A 25,671-nucleotide genomic window follows, 5' to 3' on the forward strand; every position below is an offset into this window, starting at 1 on the left:
CTTAGAATTGCGGCAGGAATGGCTCAACGAGCCATTCCTTTTTGTGTTTGAACTGAGAAAGATACCGCGCGGCAGGCCGCCGGACCAAGCCTCACCGACCGTCCGTGACCACGTCACACCGCAGGTTCGCACACGACAGCGGGGCCCGGCCGGCACACGCCGACCGGGCCCCGACGGGTCCGCTTGCGGATCTCAGCCCTTCGCCGCCTGGTACAGCCGCTCCGGCCGCACGAGACCGGCCAGCACCCGGCCGTCGTCGGTGAGCAGCACGCTGAACAGCTTCCCGGTGAGCAGCCGGCCGCTGCCCCAGTCGCCGCTCACCCGCTCCAGCCCGCCGAGCACCTTCGCCAGCATGTCGGCGTCCGGTCCGGCCGCCTCGCCCGGCTTCGCGCCGGCCGCCTCGCCGGGCTTGGCGCCGGCCGCTCCCGCGGCACCGGCGGCGTCGAGCTTCGCGACCAGCACGGTGGTCCAGCCGGTCCCGACCGCACTCACGTCCGGCCCGTCCTCGCCGCGCCCGGGGCGCTGCTTGTCGCCCGGCCCACGGGCGTCGCCCGCCTGCTCCTCCTTGACCGTCACGCCGGGCGGCGGGTTGAACCGGAACTGGTCGGCGTCCGGGGTGCGGAAGTCGACCTGGGTGAACGCCACCTCGAAGGCCGGCTCGTCCTTCCCGTCGGCGAGCACCTCGAAGCGCAGCGGCACGTGCTCCTTCGCGTCCAGCGCGATCCGTACCTGGTGCACCAGGGAGTCCCGGTCGCGCGGGGTCAGCACCAGCTCGTACACGCTGCGCCCAGCGACGGTGGCGGAGCGGCCGACGGTGACCGCGGTGCTCGGGTCGATCGCGTCGAGGGCCCGGTCGGCGGCGTCGGCCGGCGTGGCCGGGGCCGTCTCCAGGTTCTTCGCGTCGGCCGGCAGCTTCCGGTGGGACGCGGTGTTGGCCCGGCTGTCCCAGGTCCAGACGTCGCGCCCGTCGCGCAGCACGTCCCGCTCGCCCAGCGTGTCGACCAGGGCGAGCCGCTGCCGCTCGGGGCCGGCATACCAGACGCGCAGCGTGTGCGTGCCGCTGACCAGGGCGGCCAGGTCGTTCCCGGCGGCCTGCCCCACCAGCCCGGCGATCGGCGGCAGCCCGAGGTCGGCGCGCTGCACGACGGTGCCGGAGAGCCCGTCGAGGCGGGACGTCCGCAGGTCCTCCAGGAGCTGGGCGGCGGTACGCGGCGGCAGCGCCGGGTCGGCCCCGGCCGCGAACGTGCCGACGGCCGCGCCGCCCCCGATCACGGCGACCCCCGCGGTCACCGGGACCAGCCAGCGGAGCACGGCGCGGTTCTTCAGTACGGACATGATGTGCACCTCCTGACGGTAGATGCTGCACCAGGGTCGCTGTGAGAGCGCTGAGGAGATTCCCTAGGGGGTGTCACCGGATGGCACCCTTGAGGTGTGCGTGTGCTGGTGGTGGAGGACGAGACGCGGCTGGCCGCGTCGCTGCGGCGGGGCCTGCAGGCGGAGGGCTTCGTCGTGGACGTCGAGGCGACCGGCGCCGGCGGGCTGGACGCCGCCCGGCACGGCGACTACGACGCCATGATCCTCGACGTGATGCTTCCCGGCCTCTCCGGCTACGAGGTGGTGCGCCGGCTGCGCGCCGAGGAGCGCTGGCTGCCGGTGCTCATGCTCTCGGCCAAGGACGGCGAGTACGACCAGGCCGACGGTCTGGACTGCGGGGCCGACGACTACCTCACGAAGCCCTTCTCGTACGTGGTGCTGCTGGCCCGGCTGCGTGCGCTGCTGCGCCGCGGCGCGCCGGAGCGCCCGGCCGTGCTCGCGGTCGGCGACCTGCGGTTGGATCCGGCGCGGCGGCGGGTGACCCGGTCCGACGCCGAGGTGGCCCTGACCGCCCGCGAGTACGCCCTGCTCGCCTACCTGATGCGCCGCCCCGGCGAGGTGGTCTCCAAGACCGAGCTGCTGGACCACGTGTGGGACGCCTCGGTGGAGACCGCCCCGAACGCGGTCGAGGTCTACGTCGGCTACCTGCGCCGCAAGATCGGCCGGGACCGGCTGGAGACGGTCCGCGGCGCCGGCTACCGGCTGGCCACATGAGCCGGCTCAGCGCGCTCCTGCCGGATCTCGGGCTGCGGTCCCGGCTGCTCGCGCTCGGAGTGCTCGGGCTCGTCCTCGGGTTCGCGCTCGGCGGTGCGCTGCTGCTCGGCGCGCTCGGCTGGACGTTGCAGCGCTCCGTCGACGCCGAGACGCTCCGCACCGCGGACGCCGTCGCGCTGCTGGCCGCCGAGGACGCGCTGCCCGACCCGCTGCCGGTGGCCGGCGGGCAGCTCCGCGTCCAGGTGATCGACGGCCAGGGCCGGATCCGGGCCGCCTCCATCGACGCCGACCGCCTGGTGCCGATGCTCGGCGCCGACCAGCTGCGCGCCGGGCAGCGCCAGCGGCTGGTGGTGGACGGGCGGCGGGTCGGCCTGACCGGGCCGGTCCGGGTGGTCACCGTGCCCGCGGGCACCCCGGACGAGCCGCTCACCGTGCTGGTGGCCAAGTCGATGTCCGACGTCCAGCACAGCCTGCACGTGGTCCGGAACCTGCTGCTGGTCGGCTTCCCGCTGCTGGTGGCCGGGCTGGCCGTGGTGGCCTGGCGGGTGGTGGGAGCGACCCTGCGCCCGGTGGAGGCGCTGCGCAGCGGGGCCGCCGAGATCACCGGCCGGGCCGGGGCCGAGCGGCTGCCCGTACCGGCCGGGCGGGACGAGATCCAGCGGCTGGCGGTCACCCTCAACGACATGCTGGACCGGCTGGCCGCGTCCCGGGACCGGCAGCGGGCGTTCGTGGCCGACGCCGCGCACGAGCTGCGCAGCCCGGTCACGAACATGCGCACCGAGCTGGAGGTGGCCCGGCGGCTGGGCGACGGCACCGACTGGCCGGCGGTGGCGGAGAACCTGCTGGCCGACACCGAGCGGCTCAGCCGGCTCGTCGACGACCTGCTGCTGCTGGCCCGCCTCGACGAGCAGGCCGCCCGACCGGACCGTCCCGCGCCGCACGCCGTCGGCCCGGTGGAGCTGGGGGAGCTGCTGCGCGGGGTGGCCGAGCGGTACCCGTCCCCGCCGCTGCGTCACACGCCGCCGCCCGGCCCGCTCTGGACCGAGGGGGACCCGGGGGAGCTGCGCCGGGTGCTGGTCAACCTGGTGGAGAACGCGCTGCGGCACGCGCACGGCGAGGTCCGGCTCGCCGTCACCGGCCCGCACACCGATCCGCCGGTGCCCCGGCAGCGGGGCGGTTCGGCGTACCACCTGGTCACGGTGACCGACGACGGGCCGGGCATCCCGGCGGCGGACCGGGAGCGGGTCTTCGCCCGCTTCACCCGGCTGGACGACGCCCGGGCGCGCGACGCCGGCGGCGCCGGCCTGGGCCTGGCCATCGTGCGGGAGCTGGTCCGCCGGGCCGGTGGCGCCGTCGAGCTGGCCGACGCCGTGCCGGCGGCGGCCGCCCCGGGGCTGCGGGTGACGGTACGGCTGCCGGCGCTGGCCGACCCGGAGGTGGACTGACCGCCCCGGGCGTCAGCCGATCCGGGCGGCGAGGTCGCGTACGCCGCTCTGGTACGCCGTCCGGGTGTGGTACGGCCAGTGCCGTTCGAGCGGCGGTGGCACGGTGTCCTCCGGGCCGACGGTGAGGCTGCTGGGATCGCGGAGCCGGACGTCGACGGACCGGGTCTCCGGCGCGTCGCAGGCCGCAGGCCCGCCCTCCGGCCGGTCGAAGATGGGCCCGCCTACCGGGTCCGTGTCCCGCCACAGGTTGCGCCACCGCCAGTCGAGCCGGTCGCCCAGGTCGCCCAGCGTCTGCCCGCCGAGGTAGGCGGGATAGAGGCGGGTGTAGAGCCGGCTCAACGGGGACCCAAGCAACAGCATGGACGCCGTCCGCACCGCGGTGCCGGCCGTCAGCGCACCCCAGCGGTACGCCTCGACGGCGATCCCGGCGCTGGCCCCGCCCGCCGGCCCGGCCCCCGGCCGGGGCCGGTAGAACCCCGCGTGGCTGTCCCCGGCGACCCGGTCCACGATCGGATGGTCGAGGATCTTCTCCGCGGTCCCGCCGGACACCCCGTGCACCCGCAACTCGACGGTTTCGCCCTCCGGTGTTGTGCCCACGCCGACAGGGTCACAGACCCGCGGCGGGCCCACCGCCGATACGGCCCAAACCGCGGACGGCCGACGGTCAGCGGCGTCGTTTCGTGCAGACCGGGCCGGTCCGGGCGACGCTGTCGGTGGACCAGACCAGCGCGACCGTGAAGCAGTAGTCGGTGGTGCGGTCGAGGCCGTAGGCGATGTAGTCGACGGAGCCGGCGGGCAGGGTCAGGAAGGTGCGCTGGGGCTGCCCGGAGCGGCCGCCGGCGACCACCACGGGCCCCTCGGCCCCGGCCGGGTAGGTCCAGCTCAGCACGATGCTGTCCCGCCGGTCGGCCAGGGTGAGGCGCCCGGGCGGGGTGCCGGGGGAGGCGGCCGGTGCGGCGCTCGGCGTGCCGGCGGTCGGACCGGCCGACGAGGCGCGCCCGGTCGGCGCGGGCGCCGGGGCGTCCCGCCCGTCGTCCACCCGGGACACCCCGGCGATGACCGCGATGGTGCCGAGCAGCAGCGCCACCACCACCCCGGCCACCACGAGCGGCAGCCACGGCGTGTTGCGGCGCTCGGCGGCGGGCGGCCGGGGCACGTGCACCGGCAGGTGGCGCGACGGCGGTTCGGGCTCGGCGGCCCGGGGCACCCGGCGTACGCCCTCCGGCTCCGAGTCGGTCAGCCCGACCACGGTCGGCGGCAGCGCGCTCTCCCCGGGCCGCCAGGGCTCGTCGGCCGGCTCGTCCGGCGGCCACGGGTAGTCGGCGAACGCCTCGTCGTCCGCCTCGGGCGGGGTGCGGGGCGTCGGCACGTGCGGGACCTCGGCCCGGTCCGGCGGCCGGTAGAGCGGCGTCTCGACCGGGTCGTCGAGCGTCGGTGGCTGGTAGGGCGGCAGGTCGGGCGGCCCTTCGGCGGGCGGGGGGACGCGGGCCGCCGGCACCACCGGCGTCTCCCGGGCCGGTGGCTCCGCCGCGCCGCAGACGTGGTCCGGGTCGGCGGCGGCCCGGGCCAGCCCGGCGACCTGGGCGGCGAGGGGGTCGTCGGCGGCCAGGTGCTCCCGGCACAGCTCCTCGGCGAGCGTCAGGTGCTCGTGGGACTCGGCGTAGCGGCCGCAGTCGCGTTCCATGGCGCCGAGCTTGGCCAGCATCTTGATGCCGCTGGGGTGGCCGTCGCCGTAGACCTCGCGGTGCAGCTCCCAGGCGTCCAGCAACCGGTCGCGGGCCACGTCGCACTGGCCGCGGGCGTATTCCACGGTGGCCAGGTCGGCGTGCGCGGCCAGGACCCGCTGCGACTCCGGCCCGTCGCGGGCGGTCAGCTCGATGATGACGTCGGAGTAGAGCCGGGCGGCGCGGGCGTCGCTGCCGACCCGGTGCAGCACCGCGGCCAGGGTCGCGGCGGCGGTGACGGTGCGCTCGTCGGAGCGGCCGAACAGCCGGGTGGTCGCCGCGTACGCGAACGCGGCCCAGCCGCGGGCGGAGTGCGGCTCGCCGAGCGCCACGAGGACCCGGGCCTGGAGGCCGGCGGCCTCGGCCAGCTCGGCGGAGGCGTTGGCGGGACGGGGATCGGCGTCGCTCAGCGCGTCGGCGAGCAGTCGCTGGGCACCGGTGAGGTCGCCTTCGGAGACCAGGTAGTGCGCCTGGACGGTCAGGTCAGCGAAGCCGGAGGACACGCCCCATCGTGCTCATTTGACGACGGTAAGTACAACCCCCGCTGTGGATCAGTTTGGTCGCGATCCGGTCAGGTGGTCGGCGAGGGCCTCGCTGATCCGCCGGAGCTGGTCCACCTGGGCCGGGCTGAGCGCGTCGAACAGGTGCCGGCGTACCCCGGCGACGTGGCCGGGCGCGGCGGCGGCCAGGGTGGCGAAGCCGGCGTCGGTGAGGACGGCGAGCTGGCCGCGCCGGTCGGTGGCGCACTCCTCCCGGCGGATCCACCCGGCGGCCTCCAGGCGGGCCGCGGCGTGCGAGAGGCGGCTGCGGGAGGAGCCGGTGGCGTCGGCCAGGTCGCTCATCCGCAGCCGCCGGTCGGGGGCCTCGGAGAGCCGGACCAGGATCTCGTAGTACGCGTGCGGCATCCCGGCGTCGCGTTGCAGCTCGCGGTCGAGGGTGTCCATCAGCGCGCGGGAGGCGGTGAGGAACGCCCGCCAGGTCCGCTGCTCGTCGGGGTCCAGCCACCGGGTCATGACGGCCATCATAGCGCGGGTTGTTGAACGCTCAACCAAACCGCGCTACCGTGGGTGTCATGGGAATCCACCGGCTCAACCACGCCGTCCTCTACGTCCGTGACCTCGACCGCAGCGTCGCCTTCTACCGCGACGTGCTCGGCTTCCGCCCGGTGCCGATGACGCCGGACGGCTTCCGCGGCGCCGCGTTCCTCCAGGCGCCGGACTCCACCAACGACCACGACCTCGGGCTGTTCGAGATCGGCGCGGCCGCCGGGCCCTCCCCGGCCGGGCGGACCACCGTCGGCCTCTACCACCTCGCCTGGGAGCTCGACACCCTGGACGAGCTGGGCGCCACGGCCGAGCGGCTGGCCGCCGCCGACGCCCTGGTGGGCGCCTCGGACCACGGGACCACCAAGAGCCTCTACGGCCGCGACCCCGACGGGCTGGAGTTCGAGATCGTCTGGATCGTCCCCGCCGCCCTGCTCGACGACGCGGCCCGCGCCGCCCGCACGCGGATCGGCCGGCTCGACCTGGACCGCGAGCGGCAGCGCTACGGCGGCCAGACCCGCGGCGGGGTGGGCATCTCCGTTCCCGTCTGACGGCGCATGAGGTAGAACGGCAGCATGTCGACCGACGCTGTCCTGCGCGAGCTGCTCGTCCGGCAACTCGACCACTGGTTGCCCGCCGCGCTGCACCGTTCGCGGCGGGCCACCCTGGCCCTCGCGTACGCCGGGAGCGACGTCGGTGGCGCGGAGGCCGCGCTGCGGGTGGTGGCCGAGTTCGCCGACCGGCTGCGCGGCCGGCGGCTGACCGTGCTGGTGCTCGCCGAGGGCGGCGCGGAGCTGCCGGCCCGGCTGGGCGCGGCCGAGGCCGCCCTGCCGGCGGACGTCGCCGTGCATGTGGTGCCGGGCCGGCCGGACCGGCTGCCGGTGGCGCTCAAGGCGGCCGGCGCGGCGGGCGCCCCGCTGTTCACCGTGGTGGACGGCGGCGAGCCCGACCCGGCCCTGCTGGCCGCCGCCGCGTCCGGCCGGCCCGCCGAGGTGCTCCTGGTCACCGCGCCCGGCCGGTCGCTGCGCCCGGCGCTGACCGGGGCCGGTTTCCCGCTGGTCACCGAGGTCGAGCTGGTGCCGGCCGACGGCGGGCAGGCCCGCCTGTTCGCCTACGCGACCGGCTCCGACCGCGGCCTGGAGGCGGTCAAGGACGCGCTCTGGGCGGTCGACGAGTTCGCGGGGGTGCGCTACCGGGACCCGGCCGATCCGGCGGGGCGGCTGCTCGACATCAGCCTCGACCCGGAACCCGGCCCGCTGCGCCGGGAGCTGCTGGCCGAGCTCGCCCGCTCCGGCCCGCGTACGGTGACCGAGCTGCGCCGCTTCGCCGCCACCTCGACGGTCTACCGGGCCGCCGACGCCAACCGGGCGCTCGCCTCGCTGCTCGCCGCCGGCACGGTGACCCGCGATCCGGAGCACGGCCGGCTCGGCGGCGACGTGCTGATCAGCGCCGGCCCGGGCGCTGGCTCATCTGCTTGACCACGATGGACGCGCCGGTGGCGATCACCCCGATGCTGAACACCATCTGCGCGCTGACCACCACCCGGGCGATCTGCCCCTCGGCGTTGACGTCGCCGTAGCCGACCGTGGTGAGCGTGGCCAGCGCGAAGTAGAGCGCGTCGATCCGGGTGCGCAGGCCGGTGAACTCGGCCGGACGGCTGTTCGCCACCACGTAGTCGGCCAGGGCGAAGACCAGCAGCCCGGCGATCAGCGCGACGGCGAGCCGGATGAGCGCCCGGGTCTCCGCGTCGCCGGTGGGTTGGGTGGCGGCGAGCTGGCGGCGTACCTGGCCGGTGACCAGGAACGCGACCACGAGCACCAGGGCCAGGGTGCCGGCGGAGCGCAGGGCCAGCCGCAGGCCGTTCGGGTCGGCCTCGACGGGGACCACGAAATAGGCGAGCAGCAGCAGCGCGACGGCCGCCGCGGCCCGCCGCCGCTCCCGCCGGAAGGACTGGTCCGCCACGCCGCGATTCTCCGTCGCGGCGGGGTTCCCGTCGGCCGAACGGGGAAGCCCGCCAACACGCCGAGCGGGGTGCCGGTGAACCACCGGCACCCCGCGCGACCTCGGGACGTCACGCCCGGGTCTTGTCCTGCTTCCAGGAGAGCGGCCCCGGGAGGTCCACGCGGTGGGCGCGGGACCGCGAGTTCCACGACCAACGGCCGATCTTGATGCTCCAGGAGGAGAAGCCGTTCTCGGTGAAGTTCAAGATCAGCGGGCCGTACTTCTGCCGCTTGCGGAACACGATGCCCATCGTGGGCTCCTCTCGTCGTCCTCCCTGCGTCTGCGGCATCGAACATGCCCGAAACGGCGGTTCGCGAAACCCGGTCCGATCCGGTCTGGACGGTGCCCTTCCCACCCGTCAGAATCTCTATCCAACGGGTAGGTGTTAAGGGGCGGTAAATGCTGGTGGCGACGGGTCGTAACAAAGCCAGCGACGCAAGTCTCAATCCGTGGAAGGGCATTGACCGGCGCGGAGAACGGTCGGCAGCATGAGGTCATGTCGCAGCGGGACGAGCTTCTCCTCACCGCTCGCGTGCACGTCGACCTGGTCCGGCACGCGAGCGCGCTCTGTTGAGCTGACCGCTTCCGGTCGTCGCATCCCCTCCGCTCGTCCGCTCCCGTCGCCGGCGCATCGTGGCCCGGCCGGCAGCGGCGTGCTCTCGCGCCCCTCGCGGGCCCTCGCCAGCGCATCGTGGACAGATCAGGAGTCCTCTCCATGCCCTCGACCCGTCAGTCGCCGCGGCGTACCCTCGCCGCCGCCGTCACCCTGCTCGCCCTCACCGCCGCCGCGGGCTGCGGCGCCGACGCCGGCGGCCGGCAGGCCACCCAGCTCCGCTACCAGGGCTCGGTCGGCCAGGTGACCCTCCCCGAACTCGCCGCCGACCTCGGCTACCTCGGCGACGTGAAGCTCAACTGGATCGGCAACGTCACCGGCGGCCCCGCCGACATCCAGGCCACCGCCACCGGGCAGACCGACTTCGGCGGCGCCTTCAACGGCGCCATCGTCAAGCTCCAGGCCGCGAACGCCCCGATCACCGCCGTGGTCGCCTACTACGGCTCCGACGCGCAGACCTTCCAGGGCTACTACGTCCTGCAGGACAGCCCGATCCGCGGCCCCCGCGACCTCATCGGGAAGAAGGTCGGCATGAACACGCTCGGCGCGCACGCCGAGGCGGTGCTCAAGACCTGGCTGGCCCAGGGCGGGCTCACCCCCGCCGAGATCGCCGAGGTCGAACCGGTCGCGCTGCCCCCGGTCAACATCGAGCAGTCGCTGCGGCAGCACCAGATCGACGTGGCGGTGCTCGGCGGCGTCATCCTCGACAAGGCCGTCGCCGCCGGCGGCGTCCGCACCGTCTTCACCGACTACGAGCTGCTCGGCGCGTTCAGCGGGGGCAGCTACGTCTTCCGGGACGACTTCATCACGCGCAACCCGGAGACCGTCCGGGCGTTCGTCAGCGGGGTGGGCAAGGCCATCGAGTGGGCCCGCACCCAGCCCCGGGAGACCGTCGTGGCCCGGCTGGAGGCCATCATCGCCAAGCGCGGCCGCAACGAGGACCCGTCCCTGGTGCGGTACTGGAAGTCCAGCGGCGTCGCCGGCAAGGGCGGCCTGATCAGCGACCGCGAGTTCACCACCTGGATCGACTGGCTGGCCGGCTCCGGCGAGCTGAAGGGCGACCGGCCGAAGCCCGCCGACCTCTACACGAACCGGTTCAACGAGTTCGCCTCCGGTGGGGGTGGCGCGTGAGCACCGACAAGATCCTCTTCGACCGGGTGACGAAGGTCTTCCCGGGCCGGCGGGGCAGCGGCGGCGCGGTCACCGCGCTCGACGACCTCACCCTCGGCGTACGCCCCGGCGAGTTCCTGGTCGTCGTCGGCCCCAGCGGCTGCGGCAAGTCCACCCTGCTCGACCTGCTCGGTGGGCTCTCCGCCCCCTCCGGCGGGCAGGTGCTGGTCGACGGCCGCCCGGTCAGCGGGCCCGGCCTGGACCGGGGCATCGTCTTCCAGCAGTACGCGCTGCTGCCCTGGCGCACCGCCGCGGGCAACGTCGCGTTCGGACTGGAGGCCAAGGGCGTGCCGCGCGCCCGACGCGCCGAGCTCATCGCCCACCACCTCGACCTGGTCGGCCTCACCGGGTTCGCCGACCGCTACCCGCACGAGCTGTCCGGCGGCATGAAGCAGCGGGTGGCCATCGCCCGCAGCCTCGCGTACGACCCCGACGTGCTGCTCATGGACGAGCCGTTCGCGGCCCTCGACGCGCAGACCCGCGACTTGCTCCAGGACGAGCTGGTCCGGATCTGGCAGGCCACCGGCAAGACGATCGTCTTCATCACCCACGGCATCGACGAGGCCGTCCACCTCGGCCAGCGGGTCGCCGTGATGACCTCCCGCCCCGGGCGGATCAAGGAGGTCATCGACATCGAACTGGGCGACCGGGAGGCGGAGGAGGACCTGCGCTCCTCGGACGCCTTCCGGCACCACCGGCACCAGATCTGGACGCTGCTGCGCGACGAGGTGCGCGCCGCCCAGTCCGCCGTACGAGAGGAGGCCCGCGTTGGTTGACGTCGCCGAACGACCCGCAGGCGCGGCGGGCCGACCCGCTGCGCCACCAGCACCGGCGGGCGGGCCCGCCGCGACCCCGGCGGCCCCGACCGTCGCGCCCACCCTGCCCGGGCGGCTGCTCGGGCTCGGCGGTCGGGCCCTGCACCGCAGCGTCGCGCTGCTGGCCCTGGCCGCCGTCTGGGAGACCGCGCCCCGGGCCGGGCTGGTCGACCGGGTCTTCCTGCCCCCGCTGTCCGAGGTGCTCACTGCCTGGTGGGCGCTGCTGCGCACCGGGCAGCTCGCCGACCACGTCGGCGCGAGCCTGACCCGCTCGCTCACCGGGCTCGCCCTGGCCGTGGCCGCCGCCATCCCGCTCGGCCTGCTGATCGGCTGGTACCGGCCGCTCGCCGACCTGCTCAGCCCGCTGCTGGAGGTGTTCCGCAACACCGCGGCGCTGGCCCTGCTGCCGGTCTTCGTGCTCATCCTCGGCCTGGGCGAGACCTCCAAGATCGCCCTGGTGGTCTACGCCTGCTCCTGGCCGATCCTGCTGAACACCATCGCCGGGGTGAAGGGGGTGGACCCGCTGCTGGTCCGCTCGGCCCGCTCGATGGGGCTCAACCACCTGCGGCTGTTCCAGAAGGTGATCCTGCCGGCGGCCGTCCCGACCATCTTCACCGGCGTCCGGCTCGCCGGGGCGTACTCGATCCTCGTCCTGGTCGCGGCCGAGATGGTCGGCGCGAAGGCCGGGCTCGGCTACCTCATCAACTACGCGCAGTACAACTTCGCCATCCCCGACATGTACGCCGGGATCATCACGATCTCCGCCATCGGTCTGGTCGTCAACCAGCTCCTCGTCGCCGGGGAACGCCGCTTCTCCACCTGGCGCGTCGACGTCACCGCCTGAGAGGACCCCCCCATGTCCCGAACCCTGCACCTCAACGCGTTCCTGATGGGCGTCGGCCACCACGAGGCGGCCTGGCGGCACCCGCGCGCCGACCCGCGCCGGATCGCCGACGTCACGCACTTCCAGGAGCTGGCCCGGATCGCCGAGCGCGGCACCCTCGACTCGGTGTTCCTCGCCGACTCACTCGCCGTCGGCCCGGCCGTCCGGCACAACATCCAGGCCGTGTTCGAGCCGCTCACCCTGCTCGCCGCGCTGTCCACCGTCACCGAGCACATCGGCCTGATCGCCACGGCCTCCACCACCTACAACGAGCCGTTCAACCTGGCCCGCACGTTCGCCTCGCTGGACCACCTCAGCGGCGGCCGGGCCGGCTGGAACATCGTCACCTCCGCGCAGGCCCGGGAGGCGCGCAACTTCAACCTCGACGACCATCCGGCGCACGCCGAGCGGTACCGCCGGGCCGCCGAGTTCGTCGACGTGGCGATCAAGCTCTGGGACAGCTGGGAGGACGACGCGCTGGTCCTCGACACCGCGGCCGGCGTCTTCGCCGACACCGAACGGGTGCACGAGATCGCCCACGACGGCGAGCGGTTCCGGGTGCACGGGCCGCTGAACACCCCCCGCCCGCCGCAGGGCCGGCCGCTGCTGGTCCAGGCCGGCTCGTCCGCCGACGGCATCGCGTTCGCCGCCCGCTACGCCGAGGCCGTGTTCACCGCCCAGCAGACCCTCGCCGACGGGCAGGCCTTCCACACCGAGCTGCGGCGGGCGACCGCCGCGGCCGGCCGCGACCCCGACGGGGTGAAGGTGCTGCCCGGTATCGCGCCGGTGATCGGGGGTACCGAGGAAGAGGCCCGTGCCCTCGCCGACGAACTGGAGGCACTGATCGTGCCCGAGCACGCCCTCGCCCAGCTCTCCGGCATGACCGGTCTCGATCTCACCGGCCTGCCGCTGGACGGGCCGCTGCCCGACCTGCCCGACGTCACCGCGGTGCAGTCGCACCAGAGCCGCTACCAGCTCGTCGTCGACCTGGCCCGGCGGGAGAAGCTCACCATCCGGCAGCTCATCGGCCGGCTCGGCGGCGGCCGCGGGCACCGCGTCGTCGCCGGCACCCCCGAGCAGATCGCCGACCAGATCGAGCTCTGGTTCACCCAGGGCGCCGCCGACGGCTTCAACGTCATGCCACCCCTGCTGCCCCACGGACTGGAGGCCTTCGTGGACCACGTCGTACCGCTGCTGCGCCGGCGCGGCCTGTTCCGGCACGAGTACGCCGGCCGGACCCTGCGCGAGCACTACGGCCTGCCCCGCCCGGCCAGCACCTGGGCCGACCGTGAGCTGGTGACCGCGTGACCACCGTGGACCGGCCCGGGGCCGGCACCGTCGAGCTGCGTCCGGTCGACACCGACACGTTCCGCGGCCTGCTGGGCCGGCAGGCGTCCACGGTCACCGTGGTCACCACCCCCGGCCTGCAACCCGGCCGGCGCCTGCCGTCGCTGCCGCCGGCCGGCTTCACCGCCACCTCGTTCACCTCGGTGTCGCTCGACCCGCCGCTGGTCTCGTTCTGCCTCGGTCGCGAGTCGTCGAGCTGGCCGACCGTGGCCCACGCCGAGCACGTGGCCGTGCACCTGCTCGCCTCCGGCCAGCAGGAGGTCGCGAGGATCTTCGCGACCAGCGGCATCGACCGGTTCGCCGCCCACCCCGGCTGGGAGACCGGGCCGTTCGGGGTGCCGCTGATCGGCGATGCCCTGGCCGTGCTGCTGTGCCGGGTGGTCCGCCGGATCGACGCCGGCGACCACACCCTCGTGCTCGCCGAGCCCCTCGCGCTCGGTGCCGGGGAGGACGGCGACCCGCTCGTGCACCATCGCGGCGGATACACCACCACCCTCGGCGCCTGGCCGGAGACGTGGTGAGCGCACCGGCCACCGAGGTGCTCGCGCTCGACCGGGCCGCCCAGGACCTGCTGTTCCGGGCGGCCCGCACGGCCAACGCGTTCACCGACGAACCGGTCGACGAGGAGCAGGTCCGGGCCATCCACGACCTGGTCCGCAACGGCCCGACCGCGATGAACGCCCAGCCGCTGCGGGTGCTGCTGCTGCGCTCGGCGGCGGCCCGGGCCCGGCTGCTGCCGTACCTCAGCTCCGGCAACCGGGACAAGACGGCGGGCGCGCCGCTGACCGTGGTGCTCGCCGCCGACGTGGACTGGCACGACCGGCTGCCCGAGCTGTTCCCGCACCGGCCCGGCGCGCGCGACTGGTTCGCCGGCGACCCGGCCGGCCGGGAGGCCCAGGCCCGGCTCAACGCCGCGCTCCAGATCGGCTACCTGCTCGTCGGGGTACGCGCCGCCGGGCTGGCCGCCGGCCCGATGGCCGGGTTCGACGCCGCCGGGGTGGAGCGGGAGTTCTTCCCGGACGGCCGGCACCGCGTGCTGCTGCTCATGAACATCGGCCGGCCCGCGCCGGGCGCCTGGCGGGAGCGGCTGCCCCGGCTCGGCTACGCCGAGGTGGTCAGCACCCTCTGAGGCGTCAGCGGGGCTCCCAGGCGTCGGGGCGGGCGATCAGCTTGCGGACGTGGCCGGGGAGCTTCCCGCTGGCCATCTCGGCCAGGCTCACCTCGTCGACCACCTGCCGGACGGCGGCCCGGACCGCCACCCAGAGCCGGGGCAGGTTCTCCGCCGCGCCCTCGTACTGCGTCTCCTCGGGGCGCAGGCCGCGTACCCCGGCCAGGGGGCCGTCGACGGCGCGCAGGATCTGCCCGATGGTGATGTCGCGCGGCGGCCGGGCCAGGGTGTAGCCGCCCTCGGCGCCGCGCTGGGCCCGGACGACGCCGGCCCGGCGCAGGTCGGCCAGGACCGCTTCGAGGAACTTGCGGGGCATGTCCTGCTCGGCCGCGATGGCCTGGGTGGACACCAGGGTGGGGTACGCGGTGGCCAGGCTCAGAGCGGCCCGGACCGCGTAGTCGCCGCGCGCGGAGATCTGCACAGTGCCATCATGCCCGGCCGGCCGGGGCGGGGGAGTCGGTGGGCCGGCGAGGGCGCACCATGCGGACGGGCAGAGGTTGCTCCCGGGCGGCCCGGAAGGCGCCCGGACTCACCCCCACCTCCCGGGTGAAGAAGCGACCGAAGTTGGTCGGCTCGGGAAAGCCGAGCCGCCGGCCGATCCGGGCGATCGGCTCGTCGGTGGCGGCGAGCAGCCGGCTGGCCTGCAACGCCACCCGCTCGTCGATCACCTGCTTGGCGCTGCGGCCGGTCACCGCCAGGCAGGCCCGGGTCAGGGTACGCACCGAGCAGCCGAGCTGGGCGGCGTAGTCCTCCACCCGGCGAGTGTGCCGGTAGCCGCGCTCCACCTCCCGGCACAGCCGCCGGAAGGTCTCCGTCTCGGCCCGCGGCGCCGGCCGGTCCTGCCCGGCGCCGGGCAGCAGGCTCAGTCGCAGCAGCAGCACGGCGAGCTGGTGGCGCAGCAGCGCCGCCGCGGCGGGCACACCGGCGTGCCGGTCGGCGTCCACGGCCAGCTGGGTCACCTCACTGATCACCGCGTCCTCGTCCTCGCCGGCGAGCTGCCGGTACGCCGGCACCGCGTCCGGGTCGACCTCCAGGCCGCGCAGCGTCTCCGGACCCCACCGCACCACCGTCGCGTCGAGCTGCGGGCCGAGGCAGCGCAGCACCTGACCGGGGCGGGCGCGCAGCAGCGTGCCCGGCCGGCAGGGCAGCGCGCGGAAGTCCAGCTCGGCGGTGCCGTGACCGTGCGTGACCAGGATCAGCAGGTCGACGTCGAGCAGGACCGGCCGGGACCAGCCGGGCGTGGGCGCCAGGTCGGCGAGCGCACCGGTGACGATCTCGTCGGCCTCGACAGGAGGCACCGACAGGTCGGGGAGGGTGGCCGGGGAGGGCTGACCGGTAGTGACCATCGTCCCGACGGTAACCGCCCGGCGCGCACGTTGCATCTCGACGGTTTCCGCCGGCCTTGTCGGCACTGACCAGGGACGGTTAGGTTACCGATCGGTAGCGCCCGGGTCGCCCGACCGACCCGTGGCCCCGCACACCGGCGATGGGATGGGCATGACGGATCTGTTCTCGGTCGAAGGCAAGACGGTGCTGGTCACCGGCGGCTCGCGGGGGATCGGCCTGATGATCGCCCGGGGCTTCGTGCGGGCCGGCGCCAGGGTCATCATCTCCTCGCGCAAGGCCGACGTCTGCGAGACCGTGGCCAAGGAACTCGCCGCCGAGGGGCACTGCGAGGCCATCCCCGCCGACCTCGGCCACGACGACGGCGCACTCGGGCTGGCGCAGGCCGTGCGGGACCGCACTGACCGGCTCGACGTGCTGGTCAACAACGCCGGCGCCACCTGGGGCGCGCCGCTGGAGGCGTACCCGGAGGCCGCGTTCGACAAGCTGTGGGCGGTCAACGTCAAGGCCGTCTTCCGGCTCACCACCGCGCTGCTGCCCGCGCTGCGCGCGGCGGCGAGCCCCGACGACCCGGCCCGCGTGATCAACATCGGCTCGATCGACGGCATCCGGGTGCCGTGGATGGAGGTGTACGCCTACTCGGCGACCAAGGCGGCCGTCCACATGCTCACCCGCAGCCTCGCCCACCAGCTCGCCGGCGAGCAGATCACCGTCAACGCGATCGCGCCGGGGCCGTTCGAGAGCAAGATGATGGCCTTCGCGCTGGACGACCCGGCCTCCCGGTCGGCCATCGAGCAGCAGGTCCCGCTGGGCCGGATCGGCCGCCCCGACGACATGGCGGGCACGGCCATCTACCTGTCGTCGCGGGCCGGCGCGTACCTGACCGGCGCGGTCATCCCGGTCGACGGTGGGATCACCACGCACGGCTGAGGAGCACCCGTGATTTCGACGGCCCGGGGCCGCACGGACTCGGCAGATCCGCGCGGCCCCGGGTGTGCCGTGTCAGCGGCCGGCGAGCAGCCGGTTCACCGCGGTGTCGACGTCCAGGTGCTCGGCCTCGCGGCCGCGCGGGACGACGACGTAGGTCCGGCGCAGGAAGCGCACGAGCACGCTGCGCGGGACCTCGAAGAGGGCGTTGCCGTCCGGCGACGACAGCGCGAGCGCGACGAAGTCGCCGCGCGGGGTGGCCCACGGCCAGACCCGGACATCGCCGATGCCGGCTGGCTCGTCGAGACCGGTGACCAGCAGTTCGCGCGCGAACGACCAGCTCACCGCCTCGCCGCCGGCGGATTCGGCGTGGAACAGGACATGGACCGCATACGGGTCAGCAGGGTCGTAACGCAGGCTGGCACGCACCGGCAAGGCGGTGGCGTCAGGCGCGACGAGCCTTAGCGACGTCTCGACCTCTACGGTCGTCGGTCGAATGACACTCATGGACGTTCTCCCCCCGGCACCGCTGCGGAACGCGCGTGTCCCGCTTTTCCCATACTCAGGTGCTGCTCCTGGCTACGCTCCGCCATACGCTGACTTCACCCAGTGGTGGGAAGGGGGTCGGAAAGCCTCCGAGAACATGAAAATTCTTGTAGGATTTCCGCTTCCGCCCGATCCGTCATCCCGCCCGGCAACGGGTGCTTCAGTCGTCGACTTACTCCGGTAACGTCCAGTCCTCAGCAGGGGTGACGGTCCCGGGCGACACTGGGGGTGGAAATGGTCACGAGGGGTTCCTCGGTGGAAACGAGGACCACGGCCGGCCCACCGAAAGGTGCGGCCCGAGCAGCCAAAAGTCGGGGGTACGAGGTGCCTGTCGAAGGGCGTCCCGGGACCGCTCTCGCCGAGCGGCGCCGCGGGGGATGGCGGGGCCGCCTGCACACCACCCTCGAACTCATCCGGGCCAACCCCACCGGCCGGGTGGCCCTCAAGATCTTCATCGGCCTGCTCGGCGCCGTCGTCGTCACCATCGGCCTCGCCCTCATCCCGCTGCCCGGACCCGGCTGGCTGCTGGTGATCGCCGGCCTCGGCGTCTGGGCCGTCGAGTTCCACTGGGCGCGACGGCTGCTCGCCTTCACCCGCCGGCACGTCAACGCCTGGACGCGGTGGGCGACCAGCCGGTCACTGCCCGTGCGCTGTGCCCTGGGCGCCGCCGGGCTGGTGTTCGTGTCGGTCGTGGTGTGGCTGTCGCTCAAGTACAGCCTGGGAATCGACCTCGTGGCACGGGCGCTGCACTACCTCGCGACGCACTGAGGCCCGGTTTTTGGTCCGCGGTCTCGATCAGGTAGAGTCATCGGCGCTGAGGGCGATTAGCTCAGCGGGAGAGCGCTTCGTTCACACCGAAGAGGTCACTGGTTCGATCCCAGTATCGCCCACGCAGGTCAAAGGCCATTCCCGGTCATCGGGGATGGCCTTTTTGCTGCCCGTACAGCAGCTAAGTACAGCAGTTCCGTCAGTGGCCGAGTGAGTCACCGAGGCGTTTGAGTGCGTCTCTGGTCGCCTTGGTCGATACCTGCGTGTAGATCTCCATCGTTACCGAGAAGCGGGCGTGCCTCAGCACCCGCATGGCGACTCGCGGATGGACGTCCAGGTCTGCCAGGAGCGTGGCGCAGGTTCTTCTTGCGTCGTGGACGGTGATCGGCTTGACCTTGGCCTTCTCGCATCTCGTTTGCCAGGACCGCTGGAAGTTGCGCGGCTCGATGGGTGTGCCATAGCGGGTGGTGAATACGAGTCCGGTTTCGTGCCACGCCTTGCCGGCGGCTGCTTCAGCCTCGTCGCGTTGTTGCTGTCTGAGCTTGAAGGCGGTCAGGCAGATGTCGGGGAGGGGAAGGGTGGCGTCGGACGCCTGGGTCTTGGTGTCGCGGTGCAGGAGCTGGCCGCGTACGCGTTGCAGTTGGCGGCCGATGGTCAGCTCTCCGGTGTCGAGGTCGACGTCTTCCCAGGTGAGGCCGAGTGCCTCACCCTTGCGGAGGCCGGTGACGAGGACCAGGGCGTAGGCGGCGTAGAGCGGGTCCCCGTCGGCTCTCGCGGACTCCAGGAACTTCCGCGCCTCGTCGCTCGACCACGACTTGCCGCGACGGCGGCGGACCGTGGCCAGGGTGACCGGCACGGCAGGGTTCTTGGTGATGAGGTCTTCGGCCTGGGCGTGGGTGAGGGCGGCCCGCAGCGCGGCCCGGATGTCGCTCACCGTCCGCGTCGACGGGACGGCATGGCAGCAGCGGCCGACTGCGCAGCAGGGCCGTTTGTCCTTCCGGCAGGCGGCGTCCTTGCCCTGGGCGCAGCACTGGCAGGTGCGAGCCACCTGGTTGATCCACGTCTGAACGTCCCGCGACTGGATCCGGTCGAGCCGCTTGGTCCCGAGGCCGGGGGAGATGTAGCGGCGGACGAACGTCTCGTAGGTGGCGTAGGTCAGCGGTGCTCGGTTCGGCTGGATGATCTCGGTCAGCCACCACGTGAGGAAGCTGCCGACCGTCGGGACGCTGGTCGCCACCGGTCCGGCCTTGGCCTGCTGGTGCAGCTTGATCCACTTGTCGTGGACGGCTTCGCGGGTCTTGCCGTAGACGTATTTGCGAGTGCGCTTGCCGTCGGGCTTGGTGACCCAGACGTAGGCGGCGAAACCGTTCCGGTACGGGAAGATGGAGCCTTCGCCGTTGGCTCGTGCGCGTCCGGGCATCAGGCGGCCTCCTGGCGTTCGACCTGCTGGCGGATGTAGTCGTCGACCCATTCGGGGAGGATGCGGCGATACTTGCCGTCCTTGATGGAGCGCAGCTCGCCGGTGGCGATCTTCATCTTGACCTTGGAGATGCCGAAGCCGAGCAGCACGGCGACCTCAGCCGGCGAGTACCAGCGAGGAGTGAGGTCATGGCTCATGCGGCGGCTCCGAGGAGCCAGGCTTCGTGGGCGAGCTCTTCTCGGCCGATGCGTCTGCTTTCGCGTCGCTGTCGGGCGGCGGTGTTGGCGAGCAGCGCGTCTCCCTCCGAGAGCCAGCCGGAGCCGATGTAGGTGAGGGTGCCGACGGTGATCGTGTCTGTCGGTTGGTCGTCCTCTTCGCGGCGGTAGGTGGCGCGGGTGTCGCGGAGCAGGGCGAAGGTGACCGAGTAGCGGCGGGCTTTGGTGAGGAAGTGGCCGCCGAAGCCGAGCATGTGCGCCCAGCGGCGCAGGCCGCCGTAGATGTTGGGTTTGGTGTCAAGGCTGTCTTGACGGTCGCCATGGGTTGCGGCGCCGCTGCTGGTGTCGGCGGGGGTGGGGCTGCCGAGGTGCCAGCAGGCGTCGATGAGGCGGGCGGTGTGATCGCCTTCGGGGTCGGCGTAGTCGTCAATCGTGGCCGGGGTGAGCCGAGTGGAGCAGTGGCCGGTGGCTTCGGTGGCCTTGGTGGCGTACTTGGCCAGGTAGGCGGCGACCTTGTCTTCGGTCAGCTCCCCGTCGGTGCGGTTGATTCGTCGGACGTCGACCTGCGCGCCCCAAGCGATCAGCCAGCCATCCGGCTGGTCAGGGTGCGGAGGTGAGGTGACGGTGATCCGAGAGGCGGCGTAGTGGACGGCGGCGTCCAGGTCGTCGACGGTGATGCCGGCCGGTGGCGGCACGAGGGCGTCCGGGTCGTCGGGGTCGACGCCGTCGAGGCGCAGCAGGACATGGAAGTGCACCGCTGCGCGGCGTTGCATCTCGGCGACCTTGCCGTGGGACACCCGCACGGGCGGCACCCAGCGGACCTTGCCTGAGGCGGTGACGATGCGGACCTTGGGGATACTGCGTTGGCGGCTGAGCGCGGCGAGGTGGCGTTCGATGGCCTGCTTGGTGCGCCGCCACAGCTCGCCGGAGAAGTAGTTCCAGACGACCTGGTGGGCGTGGTCGTAGCAGTCCAGGCACAACGGCTGTCCGAGCCGCGGGTCGTCGGCGTCGTGGCGGGCGAAGCACGCCGCGGGCTGCCCGTGGGAGCAGGTGCCGGCGGTGTTGCGGGCGCGGCAGGGCGCGGGTCGGCAGTCGCAGCGTTGCCGGTTGCGGCAGGTGTGGCGGGGGACGTGGCGGTGGTGGACCGGTCCGAAGGACGGGGCGGTGAAGGTGGCGAAGACGACCGGGTGTCGGCCGACCGAGGCGGGGACGCCCTTGCCGCCGGTCAGGCCGCGACAGACGACTTGGTAGGCGTCGCCCTGGTAGACCCAGGCGCAGTCCGGGCACACCGATTCGCGGCGGTTTCCGCACGCCTTGTAGAGCGTCCGGTCGGGCAGCTCGTCGGTGTGCCGTTGCCCAGTGATGCGGCCGGTGTTGCGGTCGACGGCGGCGATGGTGCCGGTGAGGCGGATCGGCCGCGAGCAGCCGCCGGCGGGGCGGGTGTGCTCCAGCCAGCCGGAGAACTCCGGCGAGGCGGCGCGGTGCAGGACTTGGGCGTTGCGGCCGACGGCGAGACCGAGCGGGTGGATGGTGAGCGGGGCGGTGGACACGACTGTCTCCTCTTGCGGGGGTGGCAGGGACGGGAGACGAAGCACCACCAGCCGTGGACGCATGTCCGCTGGTGGTGTTCGTCGTGTCTCCTGGCACCGCCGAGAGGGCGGCTGACGCCGGAGGGCGGATAGGTGGTCGAGCCACTTCCCGCCGATGGGTCATGTCCTTTCACGGTCGTGAATTTGGTGATTGGGCCGGCACGGGCGGGGAGCCTGGGATATCGGCATCCGGCGGGTTGCCGCAGGCTGCCCCCACCCGTGGAGATGTGCGAATCCGGGCCATCGTGGACGGCAGGGAAGACCGTGCTGAGCGTTCAGCGGATTCGCGGACCGGCATAGCGGCCGGTGCGGTCGAGAGCCGGCGGGACGTGGCCGTATCAGCGGCAGGAAGGCCGCTCAGCATCTCGGAAGTCGAGTCCAGCGATCCGGCAGGAAGGCCGCGCTGGCGTGCTCGACGAGCGCCAGAGTAACACCGGGTACCGACACGTCAACCCGCCGCGATCTCGCAGGCTGAGGGAACGCGTTGGTTCGGTGCCCTGTTGGACCTATTCGACGGGCGCGCACCACGGGTTGTGGGCGGGTATGGCCCGGCTGGGCCAGGCTCAATCGCTCTCTGCCTGGTCCTGGGTCTGGTTGAGGATTGCCCGAAGGAGCGTGGGCGGTAGCCGCTTGCCAGCGTCGAGGATTTCCAGGCCGACGACATGTCCCTCAGGGTTGAGGTCGAGGTTGTACATGCCGTCAGCAGGGTCGAAGGGCACCACTCGCTGCACCCCGGCCGCCGGAAGCGGGTGATCGAGGTAAATGTAGGCAGCATCAGCGTCGCTGTCGTAGGTGCAGACCAAGGCCACCCGTGTCTCCGTGTACATGGCCGTCAGGCTGGCACACGGCTGGCGTGTCGCGCCTCCGATGGTCGGGCCGGCTGCCGGCTTGTGTGGGAGGACTTTCTGTACGTCTATCAAGGCGGCCCTAGACGGGCCGCACGCGCCGCCGCCAGGGCGCGCGCCGGCCGCTGCCGCTGTCGCTCTGCGGCCGTCACACCTGATGCCCCGCGGCTGGCGCGGACAGCGGGGAAGCCCGGAGGGCCGCCGCAGCAGAACAGACTGTTGACCGGTGAGGGGTTGGGCCGGCAGCCGGCCGAGCCGCGCGGCCACGAGCCCGCGCGGCGTAGGGGAGCGCACGCCGGCCGCGTCGGCGAACTGGCGGCGGTCGCGGGGCTGCGGTTACTGCGCCTCCGGCGGGGGCGCTCCGGCTCCAGGATGGCCAGGGCTCCGCCGGCGGGTCCCGGTCCGTGGGTGGTTGCGGTAGACCATCCCGTATGCCCTCAACCCGGGCAAGCCGAGCAGACCACCGCCCGACCCGCCAGCGTCCGAACCTGCGTCAAGGTCCGCTTGACATGGCGGGCCAGGCGGCCGCCCGCTCCCCAGGCGGGCGGGTTGACGGCAGACGGGATGGCGTAGCTCGCTCTAAACTTCCTTGCGTGACCGGACCCGAGATTGCAGCAGTGGGCAAGGCAATTGAAGTAGTGGGCCAAAAAGCCTTGGGCCAAGACGAAAAGACGCGGGATGAGTTGCTGTCAGCCGCTCAAGGAACCCCCGAGTTTCAAGCGGCAGCCCGCACGGCTGCGGCGCGGATAGCGGTAAAGGAGCGAATCAAGCTAAGGCTATATCAGCCTTTTGCGCGCATGATCGGTGTCAGCAAAGCCTACTTCGAGGACGTTTTTCCAGAGGAGATGGCGGCCAGAACTGCCAACATTCCTGATGAGCATATGGTCACGCCCCCAGCGAGCGTGGCAGTACCCGCCATGCAGGGCCTTAGCTACACCTTCGAGGAAGTCAACCTGAGGGAACTGTACCTAAACCTATTAACAACCGCTACGGATGATCGTCGCTCCGACAGTGCGCACCCGGCATTTTCGGAAGTGATCAAGCAGTTAAGCGCTCGTGAAACCGTATTCCTCAATGCTGTGTTATCTAAATCCAATGTGCCGGCTGCCCGTCTCGATGACCAGGCTGATAACGGTGGCTACCGAGTAATGCTGTCGCATCTTCTCAACTTTCGTGACGCAGAGACGGGTGCACCGATCGACACCTCGCACGTTCCGGTCTGGATTGACAACTGGGAGAGGCTTGGCCTCGTCGAGGTCAGCTACCAAGCGCATCTTACCGAAGAACGTCACTACGAGTGGGTTACAAGGCGGCCTGAATACCTAATGTTTAGTAGGGTCTTGGGCGTCAGGACACTTAAACACACGAAGGGCATTGTTTCTCGGACAGCGTTCGGTGAGAGATTCATTCGAGCCGTCTCCCCGCCGGCAGGATTTGTTGGTGTGCCTCAGGATGAGAAGGTGACAATTTAGTAGGCATTCGGAATGCTCCTATTGGCAATGTTGTGATTGGCTGCGGGGTGTTATTGCCCGCTTGATGGCGTGCCTATGCCGCGTCTCTAGGGATTCCCTGGGCCCTTGGCATGTTCGCCCTACTGCCACCCTGTCGGAGGACAGCGCTGCTGAGGCGCAGCCACAGCCGATAGGGCGGCAGGTAAGCAGGCCCGTAATGTTTACCTGGGGGTCAAGCCGTCTGGCCTGGCGGTCCGTAGGAGCACCGGGATGGAGAGAGCCTTGGCCTAGCCCTCTACTCGACGCCGCTTGGCGGTTGGCTTTTGGCGAGGTGTCACAATAGGCTGTGGAAGCATCATTTCATCTACAGGATGGCATCGTGTTGGGTTATCCACCCGCAAAGGCTTGCCAGGTGCCCGCCTGACGGTTCCCTCTACCAAAACCGCTCGACCCTGATAGTGCCAATTCCACGCTTCCAGGTACTGGTCCATCCGAAGCCTAATCAAGATTTCAGCAGCGTGGCCCTGGCGGACAGTAGCGATAGCGATTTCGCCGAATGGATCGTCATGGCTCTCATGGCGCAACTGCACGATGGTTCCTGAGAATACGCGGCTAGGGTCGACCTTTTGCTGACGGAGCCTCTCGGCCACCAGCTTTACCAGATCGCCCGCCTCTGCCTCGATGGCAATACTCCGAGGCATTGTCTCCGGGGCCGGCACGGCCGGAGCCCAGTCCACGGTTGCCTCGAACTCCCCAATGGCTCGCTGATCTAGGATTCGAGCCAGCGCCGTGCAGAACTCCCGACTTACTCCCCGATAGACTAACTCGTGGACTTGGTTGGCAGTCGGCGTCCGCGCACGGTCTACTACGATCTCCCGCACCGCCTGCATGGACTGCGCGAACGTACGTACGACGCGTCTTTCAAAGGGCTCAGAGGGAGCTCTATGCAGCTCTTCGTGAGCATGATCCAGCGTCGGCTGGTGGAGATCCGGCTCGGACGGTTCAGGTATCGGCACGAGGACCGGAATCACGTACGAGCCCCTCTGCGTATGTCCCATCAGTGCTTGGCGGACAACGTCATCCCCGAGCTTGGAATAGTTTGTGGCAATATGTGCGCGTTCCCATCGTGCGGTGGTGGCGGTGGCGCGAAGCATCGCCCTCGCGGACGCCAGTATCTTTACTCCGGTTTCGAGTGGTATGGCGTCGGCGATTCTTGAGTCGTTCGCCGCACGCAGGTGCGTGACGTCAAAGAGGAGGTACTTAGCTGCTGCGACTACTTCCTTCGGCGTCCTGCGCTCTGCGGCCGCCAGTCTTCCAACGACACCTGAGACTAGGTCTGAGTCTTCCGCAGCCGGCACACCTATTCGTGCACCATCACGGATCCACAGTGAGCCAGCAGGACCAGGAGCTTGCTCAACCCAGCCGTTGAAGCGCAGGTATGAACGCAGTTCGCCGATCGACGGTTGAGCGGCTTCGCTGGTCATCGGTACCCACCCTGCGGTTGGGGCTGGAAGCATGCGTCAACGTCGGAGGACCACTGGCGTAGGGTGTCCGCCGTGAGTCGCTGGCTCTTGGGGACCGTAATACCCGATGCCTGAGACATCTTGTCGACCCGCACCCAGAAGGCCGCCGTCCGGTGCATCGTGCCATCCACTCGATGGTCGAGCCAGTCCGGCTGATCGTCGGGATCCATGACAACCAAGACGAAGTAGACCGGTACGCCGGAGTTATGCCACTTCTTCCACCACTGCTCGTCTGCTGGCCAAGTCGCGGTGTCGCCACCGTTGATGCGGAACTTGCCGGTGCACTTCACCTGCACTCGTGCGTCTGCGACCGCGAACTCGACCTTGCCGTCAATCGCTAGTACATCCTCATCAATCGAGGTCTCGGTGAATCCGACCCCGGCTTGGCTGCAGATCGCCCGAAGATAGGCAACGCCGAACCTTGCCTTGCAGCCGTTCGGACCGAGGGTGGCGATGTCCATCGGTCCTGGCTGATGAGGGACCACCATGACCAACATCATGACGACCTCGGACCACTGACGGTAGACCTGACGTTGCCCAGGGCTACGGATTTGTTGAGTCGACAAGCCGACAGACCTTGAACTTGAACTGCGCTGGGTCCGACGCGGGACACGGACCCACTTGGTTCGAGGAGATCGGATCGAGCTGCGGGCTGGCAGGAAGGGGCGGTTGGAGAGGTCTCCCCTGGCAGTGTGGGAGCCGACCGGGGAGGGTGGACAAAGGGCCGAGCAGCCAACGGAGCAGCC

The 25,671-nt window shown here is 71.7% G+C and carries 29 protein-coding genes and 1 tRNA gene; 15 read left to right on the plus strand and 15 right to left on the minus strand.

Going from position 1 to position 25,671, the window contains the following annotated elements; genetic code table 11:
• Positions 1–192 precede the first annotated feature (192 nt).
• Positions 193–1,335 carry a sigma-E factor regulatory protein RseB domain-containing protein gene (locus ABZS80_RS13015; RefSeq protein WP_355055886.1) on the minus strand — a complete coding sequence of 381 codons (1,143 nt, stop codon included), beginning with the start codon at positions 1,333–1,335 and terminating at the stop codon, positions 193–195.
• Between the two features lie 96 nt (positions 1,336–1,431).
• On the opposite strand from ABZS80_RS13015, the gene ABZS80_RS13020 reads away from it, so the two are divergent.
• Both ABZS80_RS13020 and ABZS80_RS13025 read left to right on the plus strand, forming a co-directional pair.
• Complete coding sequence (locus ABZS80_RS13020) at positions 1,432–2,088, plus strand: response regulator transcription factor (RefSeq protein WP_151462014.1); 657 nt, start codon at positions 1,432–1,434, stop codon at positions 2,086–2,088.
• Entirely contained in the window at positions 2,085–3,533 is a 1,449-nt protein-coding gene (locus ABZS80_RS13025; protein ID WP_355055887.1) for a HAMP domain-containing sensor histidine kinase, read from the plus strand. Before ABZS80_RS13020 ends, ABZS80_RS13025 begins: the two co-directional genes overlap by 4 nt.
• A 12-nt stretch (positions 3,534–3,545) precedes the next feature.
• On the opposite strand, the gene ABZS80_RS13030 is transcribed toward ABZS80_RS13025, so the two are convergent.
• From ABZS80_RS13030 to ABZS80_RS13040, 3 genes are all read right to left on the minus strand, one after another.
• On the minus strand, positions 3,546–4,130 hold the full coding sequence (locus ABZS80_RS13030) for a hypothetical protein (protein WP_355055888.1): 585 nt from the start codon (positions 4,128–4,130) through the stop codon (positions 3,546–3,548).
• 67 nt (positions 4,131–4,197) lie between these two features.
• Complete coding sequence (locus tag ABZS80_RS13035) at positions 4,198–5,760, minus strand: tetratricopeptide repeat protein (protein WP_355055889.1); 1,563 nt, start codon at positions 5,758–5,760, stop codon at positions 4,198–4,200.
• Between the two features lie 48 nt (positions 5,761–5,808).
• On the minus strand, positions 5,809–6,279 hold the full coding sequence (locus ABZS80_RS13040) for a MarR family transcriptional regulator (protein WP_355055890.1): 471 nt from the start codon (positions 6,277–6,279) through the stop codon (positions 5,809–5,811).
• 50 nt (positions 6,280–6,329) lie between these two features.
• On the opposite strand from ABZS80_RS13040, the gene ABZS80_RS13045 reads away from it, so the two are divergent.
• Positions 6,330–6,851, plus strand: a complete 522-nt coding sequence (locus ABZS80_RS13045) for a VOC family protein (protein ID WP_355055891.1) — start codon at positions 6,330–6,332, stop codon at positions 6,849–6,851.
• Between the two features lie 24 nt (positions 6,852–6,875).
• The gene (locus tag ABZS80_RS13050) at positions 6,876–7,778 is read left to right on the plus strand and encodes a hypothetical protein (protein WP_355055892.1); all 903 of its coding nucleotides are present in this window, start codon (positions 6,876–6,878) and stop codon (positions 7,776–7,778) included.
• On the opposite strand, the gene ABZS80_RS13055 is transcribed toward ABZS80_RS13050, so the two are convergent.
• Entirely contained in the window at positions 7,744–8,262 is a 519-nt protein-coding gene (locus ABZS80_RS13055; RefSeq protein ID WP_151462020.1) for a potassium channel family protein, read from the minus strand. The genes ABZS80_RS13050 and ABZS80_RS13055 overlap by 35 nt on opposite strands.
• Before the next feature lie 109 nt (positions 8,263–8,371).
• Positions 8,372–8,551 (minus strand): DUF4236 domain-containing protein, encoded by a 180-nt coding sequence (locus ABZS80_RS13060; protein WP_151462021.1) that lies wholly within the window; start codon positions 8,549–8,551, stop codon positions 8,372–8,374.
• Positions 8,552–8,797: 246 nt separating this feature from the next.
• Here ABZS80_RS13060 and ABZS80_RS13065 point away from each other — a divergent pair, with 246 nt between their 5' ends.
• The 7 genes from ABZS80_RS13065 (at position 8,798) to ABZS80_RS13095 (ending at position 14,258) form a co-directional block, all read left to right on the plus strand.
• Complete coding sequence (locus ABZS80_RS13065) at positions 8,798–8,875, plus strand: putative leader peptide (protein ID WP_349881247.1); 78 nt, start codon at positions 8,798–8,800, stop codon at positions 8,873–8,875.
• 141 nt (positions 8,876–9,016) lie between these two features.
• Positions 9,017–10,045, plus strand: a complete 1,029-nt coding sequence (locus ABZS80_RS13070) for an ABC transporter substrate-binding protein (protein WP_355055893.1) — start codon at positions 9,017–9,019, stop codon at positions 10,043–10,045.
• Positions 10,042–10,860 (plus strand): ABC transporter ATP-binding protein, encoded by an 819-nt coding sequence (locus tag ABZS80_RS13075; protein ID WP_355055894.1) that lies wholly within the window; start codon positions 10,042–10,044, stop codon positions 10,858–10,860. Before ABZS80_RS13070 ends, ABZS80_RS13075 begins: the two co-directional genes overlap by 4 nt.
• Positions 10,853–11,743 carry an ABC transporter permease gene (locus tag ABZS80_RS13080; protein ID WP_355055895.1) on the plus strand — a complete coding sequence of 297 codons (891 nt, stop codon included), beginning with the start codon at positions 10,853–10,855 and terminating at the stop codon, positions 11,741–11,743. Before ABZS80_RS13075 ends, ABZS80_RS13080 begins: the two co-directional genes overlap by 8 nt.
• A gap of 12 nt (positions 11,744–11,755) precedes the next feature.
• A complete protein-coding gene (locus ABZS80_RS13085; RefSeq protein ID WP_355055896.1) occupies positions 11,756–13,090 on the plus strand; it encodes an LLM class flavin-dependent oxidoreductase in 1,335 nt (444 codons plus the stop codon).
• Positions 13,087–13,650, plus strand: coding sequence for a flavin reductase family protein (locus ABZS80_RS13090; protein ID WP_355055897.1), 564 nt, complete (start codon positions 13,087–13,089; stop codon positions 13,648–13,650). Before ABZS80_RS13085 ends, ABZS80_RS13090 begins: the two co-directional genes overlap by 4 nt.
• Complete coding sequence (locus tag ABZS80_RS13095) at positions 13,647–14,258, plus strand: malonic semialdehyde reductase (RefSeq protein ID WP_355055898.1); 612 nt, start codon at positions 13,647–13,649, stop codon at positions 14,256–14,258. The genes ABZS80_RS13090 and ABZS80_RS13095 overlap by 4 nt, the downstream gene beginning before the upstream one ends.
• 4 nt (positions 14,259–14,262) lie before the next feature.
• On the opposite strand, the gene ABZS80_RS13100 is transcribed toward ABZS80_RS13095, so the two are convergent.
• Positions 14,263–14,718, minus strand: coding sequence for an Rrf2 family transcriptional regulator (locus ABZS80_RS13100; protein ID WP_355055899.1), 456 nt, complete (start codon positions 14,716–14,718; stop codon positions 14,263–14,265).
• Between the two features lie 7 nt (positions 14,719–14,725).
• Positions 14,726–15,643, minus strand: coding sequence for an AraC family transcriptional regulator (locus tag ABZS80_RS13105; RefSeq protein WP_355055900.1), 918 nt, complete (start codon positions 15,641–15,643; stop codon positions 14,726–14,728).
• 151 nt (positions 15,644–15,794) lie between these two features.
• Here ABZS80_RS13105 and ABZS80_RS13110 point away from each other — a divergent pair, with 151 nt between their 5' ends.
• Positions 15,795–16,571, plus strand: a complete 777-nt coding sequence (locus ABZS80_RS13110; protein WP_355055901.1) for an SDR family oxidoreductase — start codon at positions 15,795–15,797, stop codon at positions 16,569–16,571.
• Positions 16,572–16,643: 72 nt separating this feature from the next.
• On the opposite strand, the gene ABZS80_RS13115 is transcribed toward ABZS80_RS13110, so the two are convergent.
• Positions 16,644–17,075 carry an SsgA family sporulation/cell division regulator gene (locus ABZS80_RS13115; RefSeq protein ID WP_007457244.1) on the minus strand — a complete coding sequence of 144 codons (432 nt, stop codon included), beginning with the start codon at positions 17,073–17,075 and terminating at the stop codon, positions 16,644–16,646.
• Between the two features lie 273 nt (positions 17,076–17,348).
• Between ABZS80_RS13115 and ABZS80_RS13120 the strand changes: the two genes are divergently transcribed.
• Together ABZS80_RS13120 and ABZS80_RS13125 are read left to right on the plus strand one after the other, a co-directional pair.
• A complete protein-coding gene (locus ABZS80_RS13120) occupies positions 17,349–17,882 on the plus strand; it encodes a TIGR02611 family protein (RefSeq protein ID WP_355055902.1) in 534 nt (177 codons plus the stop codon).
• 50 nt (positions 17,883–17,932) lie between these two features.
• A tRNA-Val gene (locus ABZS80_RS13125) sits at positions 17,933–18,004 on the plus strand.
• A gap of 77 nt (positions 18,005–18,081) precedes the next feature.
• Here the strand turns inward: ABZS80_RS13125 and ABZS80_RS13130 are convergent.
• The 4 genes from ABZS80_RS13130 to ABZS80_RS13145 all read right to left on the minus strand — a co-directional run bounded on the left by ABZS80_RS13130 (position 18,082) and on the right by ABZS80_RS13145 (position 21,933).
• Positions 18,082–19,302, minus strand: a complete 1,221-nt coding sequence (locus ABZS80_RS13130) for a site-specific integrase (protein ID WP_355055903.1) — start codon at positions 19,300–19,302, stop codon at positions 18,082–18,084.
• On the minus strand, positions 19,302–19,499 hold the full coding sequence (locus ABZS80_RS13135) for an excisionase family DNA-binding protein (RefSeq protein ID WP_355055904.1): 198 nt from the start codon (positions 19,497–19,499) through the stop codon (positions 19,302–19,304). The genes ABZS80_RS13130 and ABZS80_RS13135 overlap by 1 nt, the downstream gene beginning before the upstream one ends.
• On the minus strand, positions 19,496–21,067 hold the full coding sequence (locus ABZS80_RS13140; RefSeq protein WP_355055905.1) for a replication initiator: 1,572 nt from the start codon (positions 21,065–21,067) through the stop codon (positions 19,496–19,498). Before ABZS80_RS13140 ends, ABZS80_RS13135 begins: the two co-directional genes overlap by 4 nt.
• Positions 21,068–21,669: 602 nt before the next feature.
• A complete protein-coding gene (locus tag ABZS80_RS13145) occupies positions 21,670–21,933 on the minus strand; it encodes a DUF2283 domain-containing protein (protein WP_355055906.1) in 264 nt (87 codons plus the stop codon).
• Positions 21,934–22,544: 611 nt separating this feature from the next.
• Between ABZS80_RS13145 and ABZS80_RS13150 the strand changes: the two genes are divergently transcribed.
• Positions 22,545–23,423 carry a DUF4393 domain-containing protein gene (locus ABZS80_RS13150; protein WP_355055907.1) on the plus strand — a complete coding sequence of 293 codons (879 nt, stop codon included), beginning with the start codon at positions 22,545–22,547 and terminating at the stop codon, positions 23,421–23,423.
• Positions 23,424–23,689: 266 nt separating this feature from the next.
• Here ABZS80_RS13150 and ABZS80_RS13155 read toward each other — a convergent pair whose 3' ends face one another.
• Positions 23,690–24,886: a hypothetical protein gene (locus tag ABZS80_RS13155; protein WP_355055908.1), complete on the minus strand. Its 1,197-nt coding sequence runs from the start codon at positions 24,884–24,886 to the stop codon at positions 23,690–23,692.
• Positions 24,883–25,386, minus strand: a complete 504-nt coding sequence (locus ABZS80_RS13160) for a DUF4365 domain-containing protein (RefSeq protein WP_355055909.1) — start codon at positions 25,384–25,386, stop codon at positions 24,883–24,885. Before ABZS80_RS13160 ends, ABZS80_RS13155 begins: the two co-directional genes overlap by 4 nt.
• Between the last annotated feature and the right edge of the window lie 285 nt (positions 25,387–25,671).

The sequence above is a fragment of the Micromonospora sp. NPDC005305 genome, assembly GCF_040607315.1.
Lineage (GTDB): Bacteria > Actinomycetota > Actinomycetes > Mycobacteriales > Micromonosporaceae > Micromonospora.

Coding starts and splice junctions, on each gene's coding strand:
- ABZS80_RS13015 (WP_355055886.1), bottom strand. CDS start 1,335: ATGTCCGTACTGAAGAACCGCGCCGTGCTCCGCTGGCTGGTCCCGGTG.
- ABZS80_RS13025 (WP_355055887.1), top strand. CDS start 2,085: ATGAGCCGGCTCAGCGCGCTCCTGCCGGATCTCGGGCTGCGGTCCCGG.
- ABZS80_RS13040 (WP_355055890.1), bottom strand. CDS start 6,279: ATGGCCGTCATGACCCGGTGGCTGGACCCCGACGAGCAGCGGACCTGG.
- ABZS80_RS13045 (WP_355055891.1), top strand. CDS start 6,330: ATGGGAATCCACCGGCTCAACCACGCCGTCCTCTACGTCCGTGACCTC.
- ABZS80_RS13050 (WP_355055892.1), top strand. CDS start 6,876: ATGTCGACCGACGCTGTCCTGCGCGAGCTGCTCGTCCGGCAACTCGAC.
- ABZS80_RS13060 (WP_151462021.1), bottom strand. CDS start 8,551: ATGGGCATCGTGTTCCGCAAGCGGCAGAAGTACGGCCCGCTGATCTTG.
- ABZS80_RS13065 (WP_349881247.1), top strand. CDS start 8,798: ATGTCGCAGCGGGACGAGCTTCTCCTCACCGCTCGCGTGCACGTCGAC.
- ABZS80_RS13070 (WP_355055893.1), top strand. CDS start 9,017: ATGCCCTCGACCCGTCAGTCGCCGCGGCGTACCCTCGCCGCCGCCGTC.
- ABZS80_RS13085 (WP_355055896.1), top strand. CDS start 11,756: ATGTCCCGAACCCTGCACCTCAACGCGTTCCTGATGGGCGTCGGCCAC.
- ABZS80_RS13105 (WP_355055900.1), bottom strand. CDS start 15,643: ATGGTCACTACCGGTCAGCCCTCCCCGGCCACCCTCCCCGACCTGTCG.
- ABZS80_RS13110 (WP_355055901.1), top strand. CDS start 15,795: ATGACGGATCTGTTCTCGGTCGAAGGCAAGACGGTGCTGGTCACCGGC.
- ABZS80_RS13115 (WP_007457244.1), bottom strand. CDS start 17,075: ATGAGTGTCATTCGACCGACGACCGTAGAGGTCGAGACGTCGCTAAGG.
- ABZS80_RS13120 (WP_355055902.1), top strand. CDS start 17,349: ATGGTCACGAGGGGTTCCTCGGTGGAAACGAGGACCACGGCCGGCCCA.
- ABZS80_RS13130 (WP_355055903.1), bottom strand. CDS start 19,302: ATGCCCGGACGCGCACGAGCCAACGGCGAAGGCTCCATCTTCCCGTAC.
- ABZS80_RS13135 (WP_355055904.1), bottom strand. CDS start 19,499: ATGAGCCATGACCTCACTCCTCGCTGGTACTCGCCGGCTGAGGTCGCC.
- ABZS80_RS13145 (WP_355055906.1), bottom strand. CDS start 21,933: ATGTACACGGAGACACGGGTGGCCTTGGTCTGCACCTACGACAGCGAC.
- ABZS80_RS13155 (WP_355055908.1), bottom strand. CDS start 24,886: ATGACCAGCGAAGCCGCTCAACCGTCGATCGGCGAACTGCGTTCATAC.
- ABZS80_RS13160 (WP_355055909.1), bottom strand. CDS start 25,386: ATGGACATCGCCACCCTCGGTCCGAACGGCTGCAAGGCAAGGTTCGGC.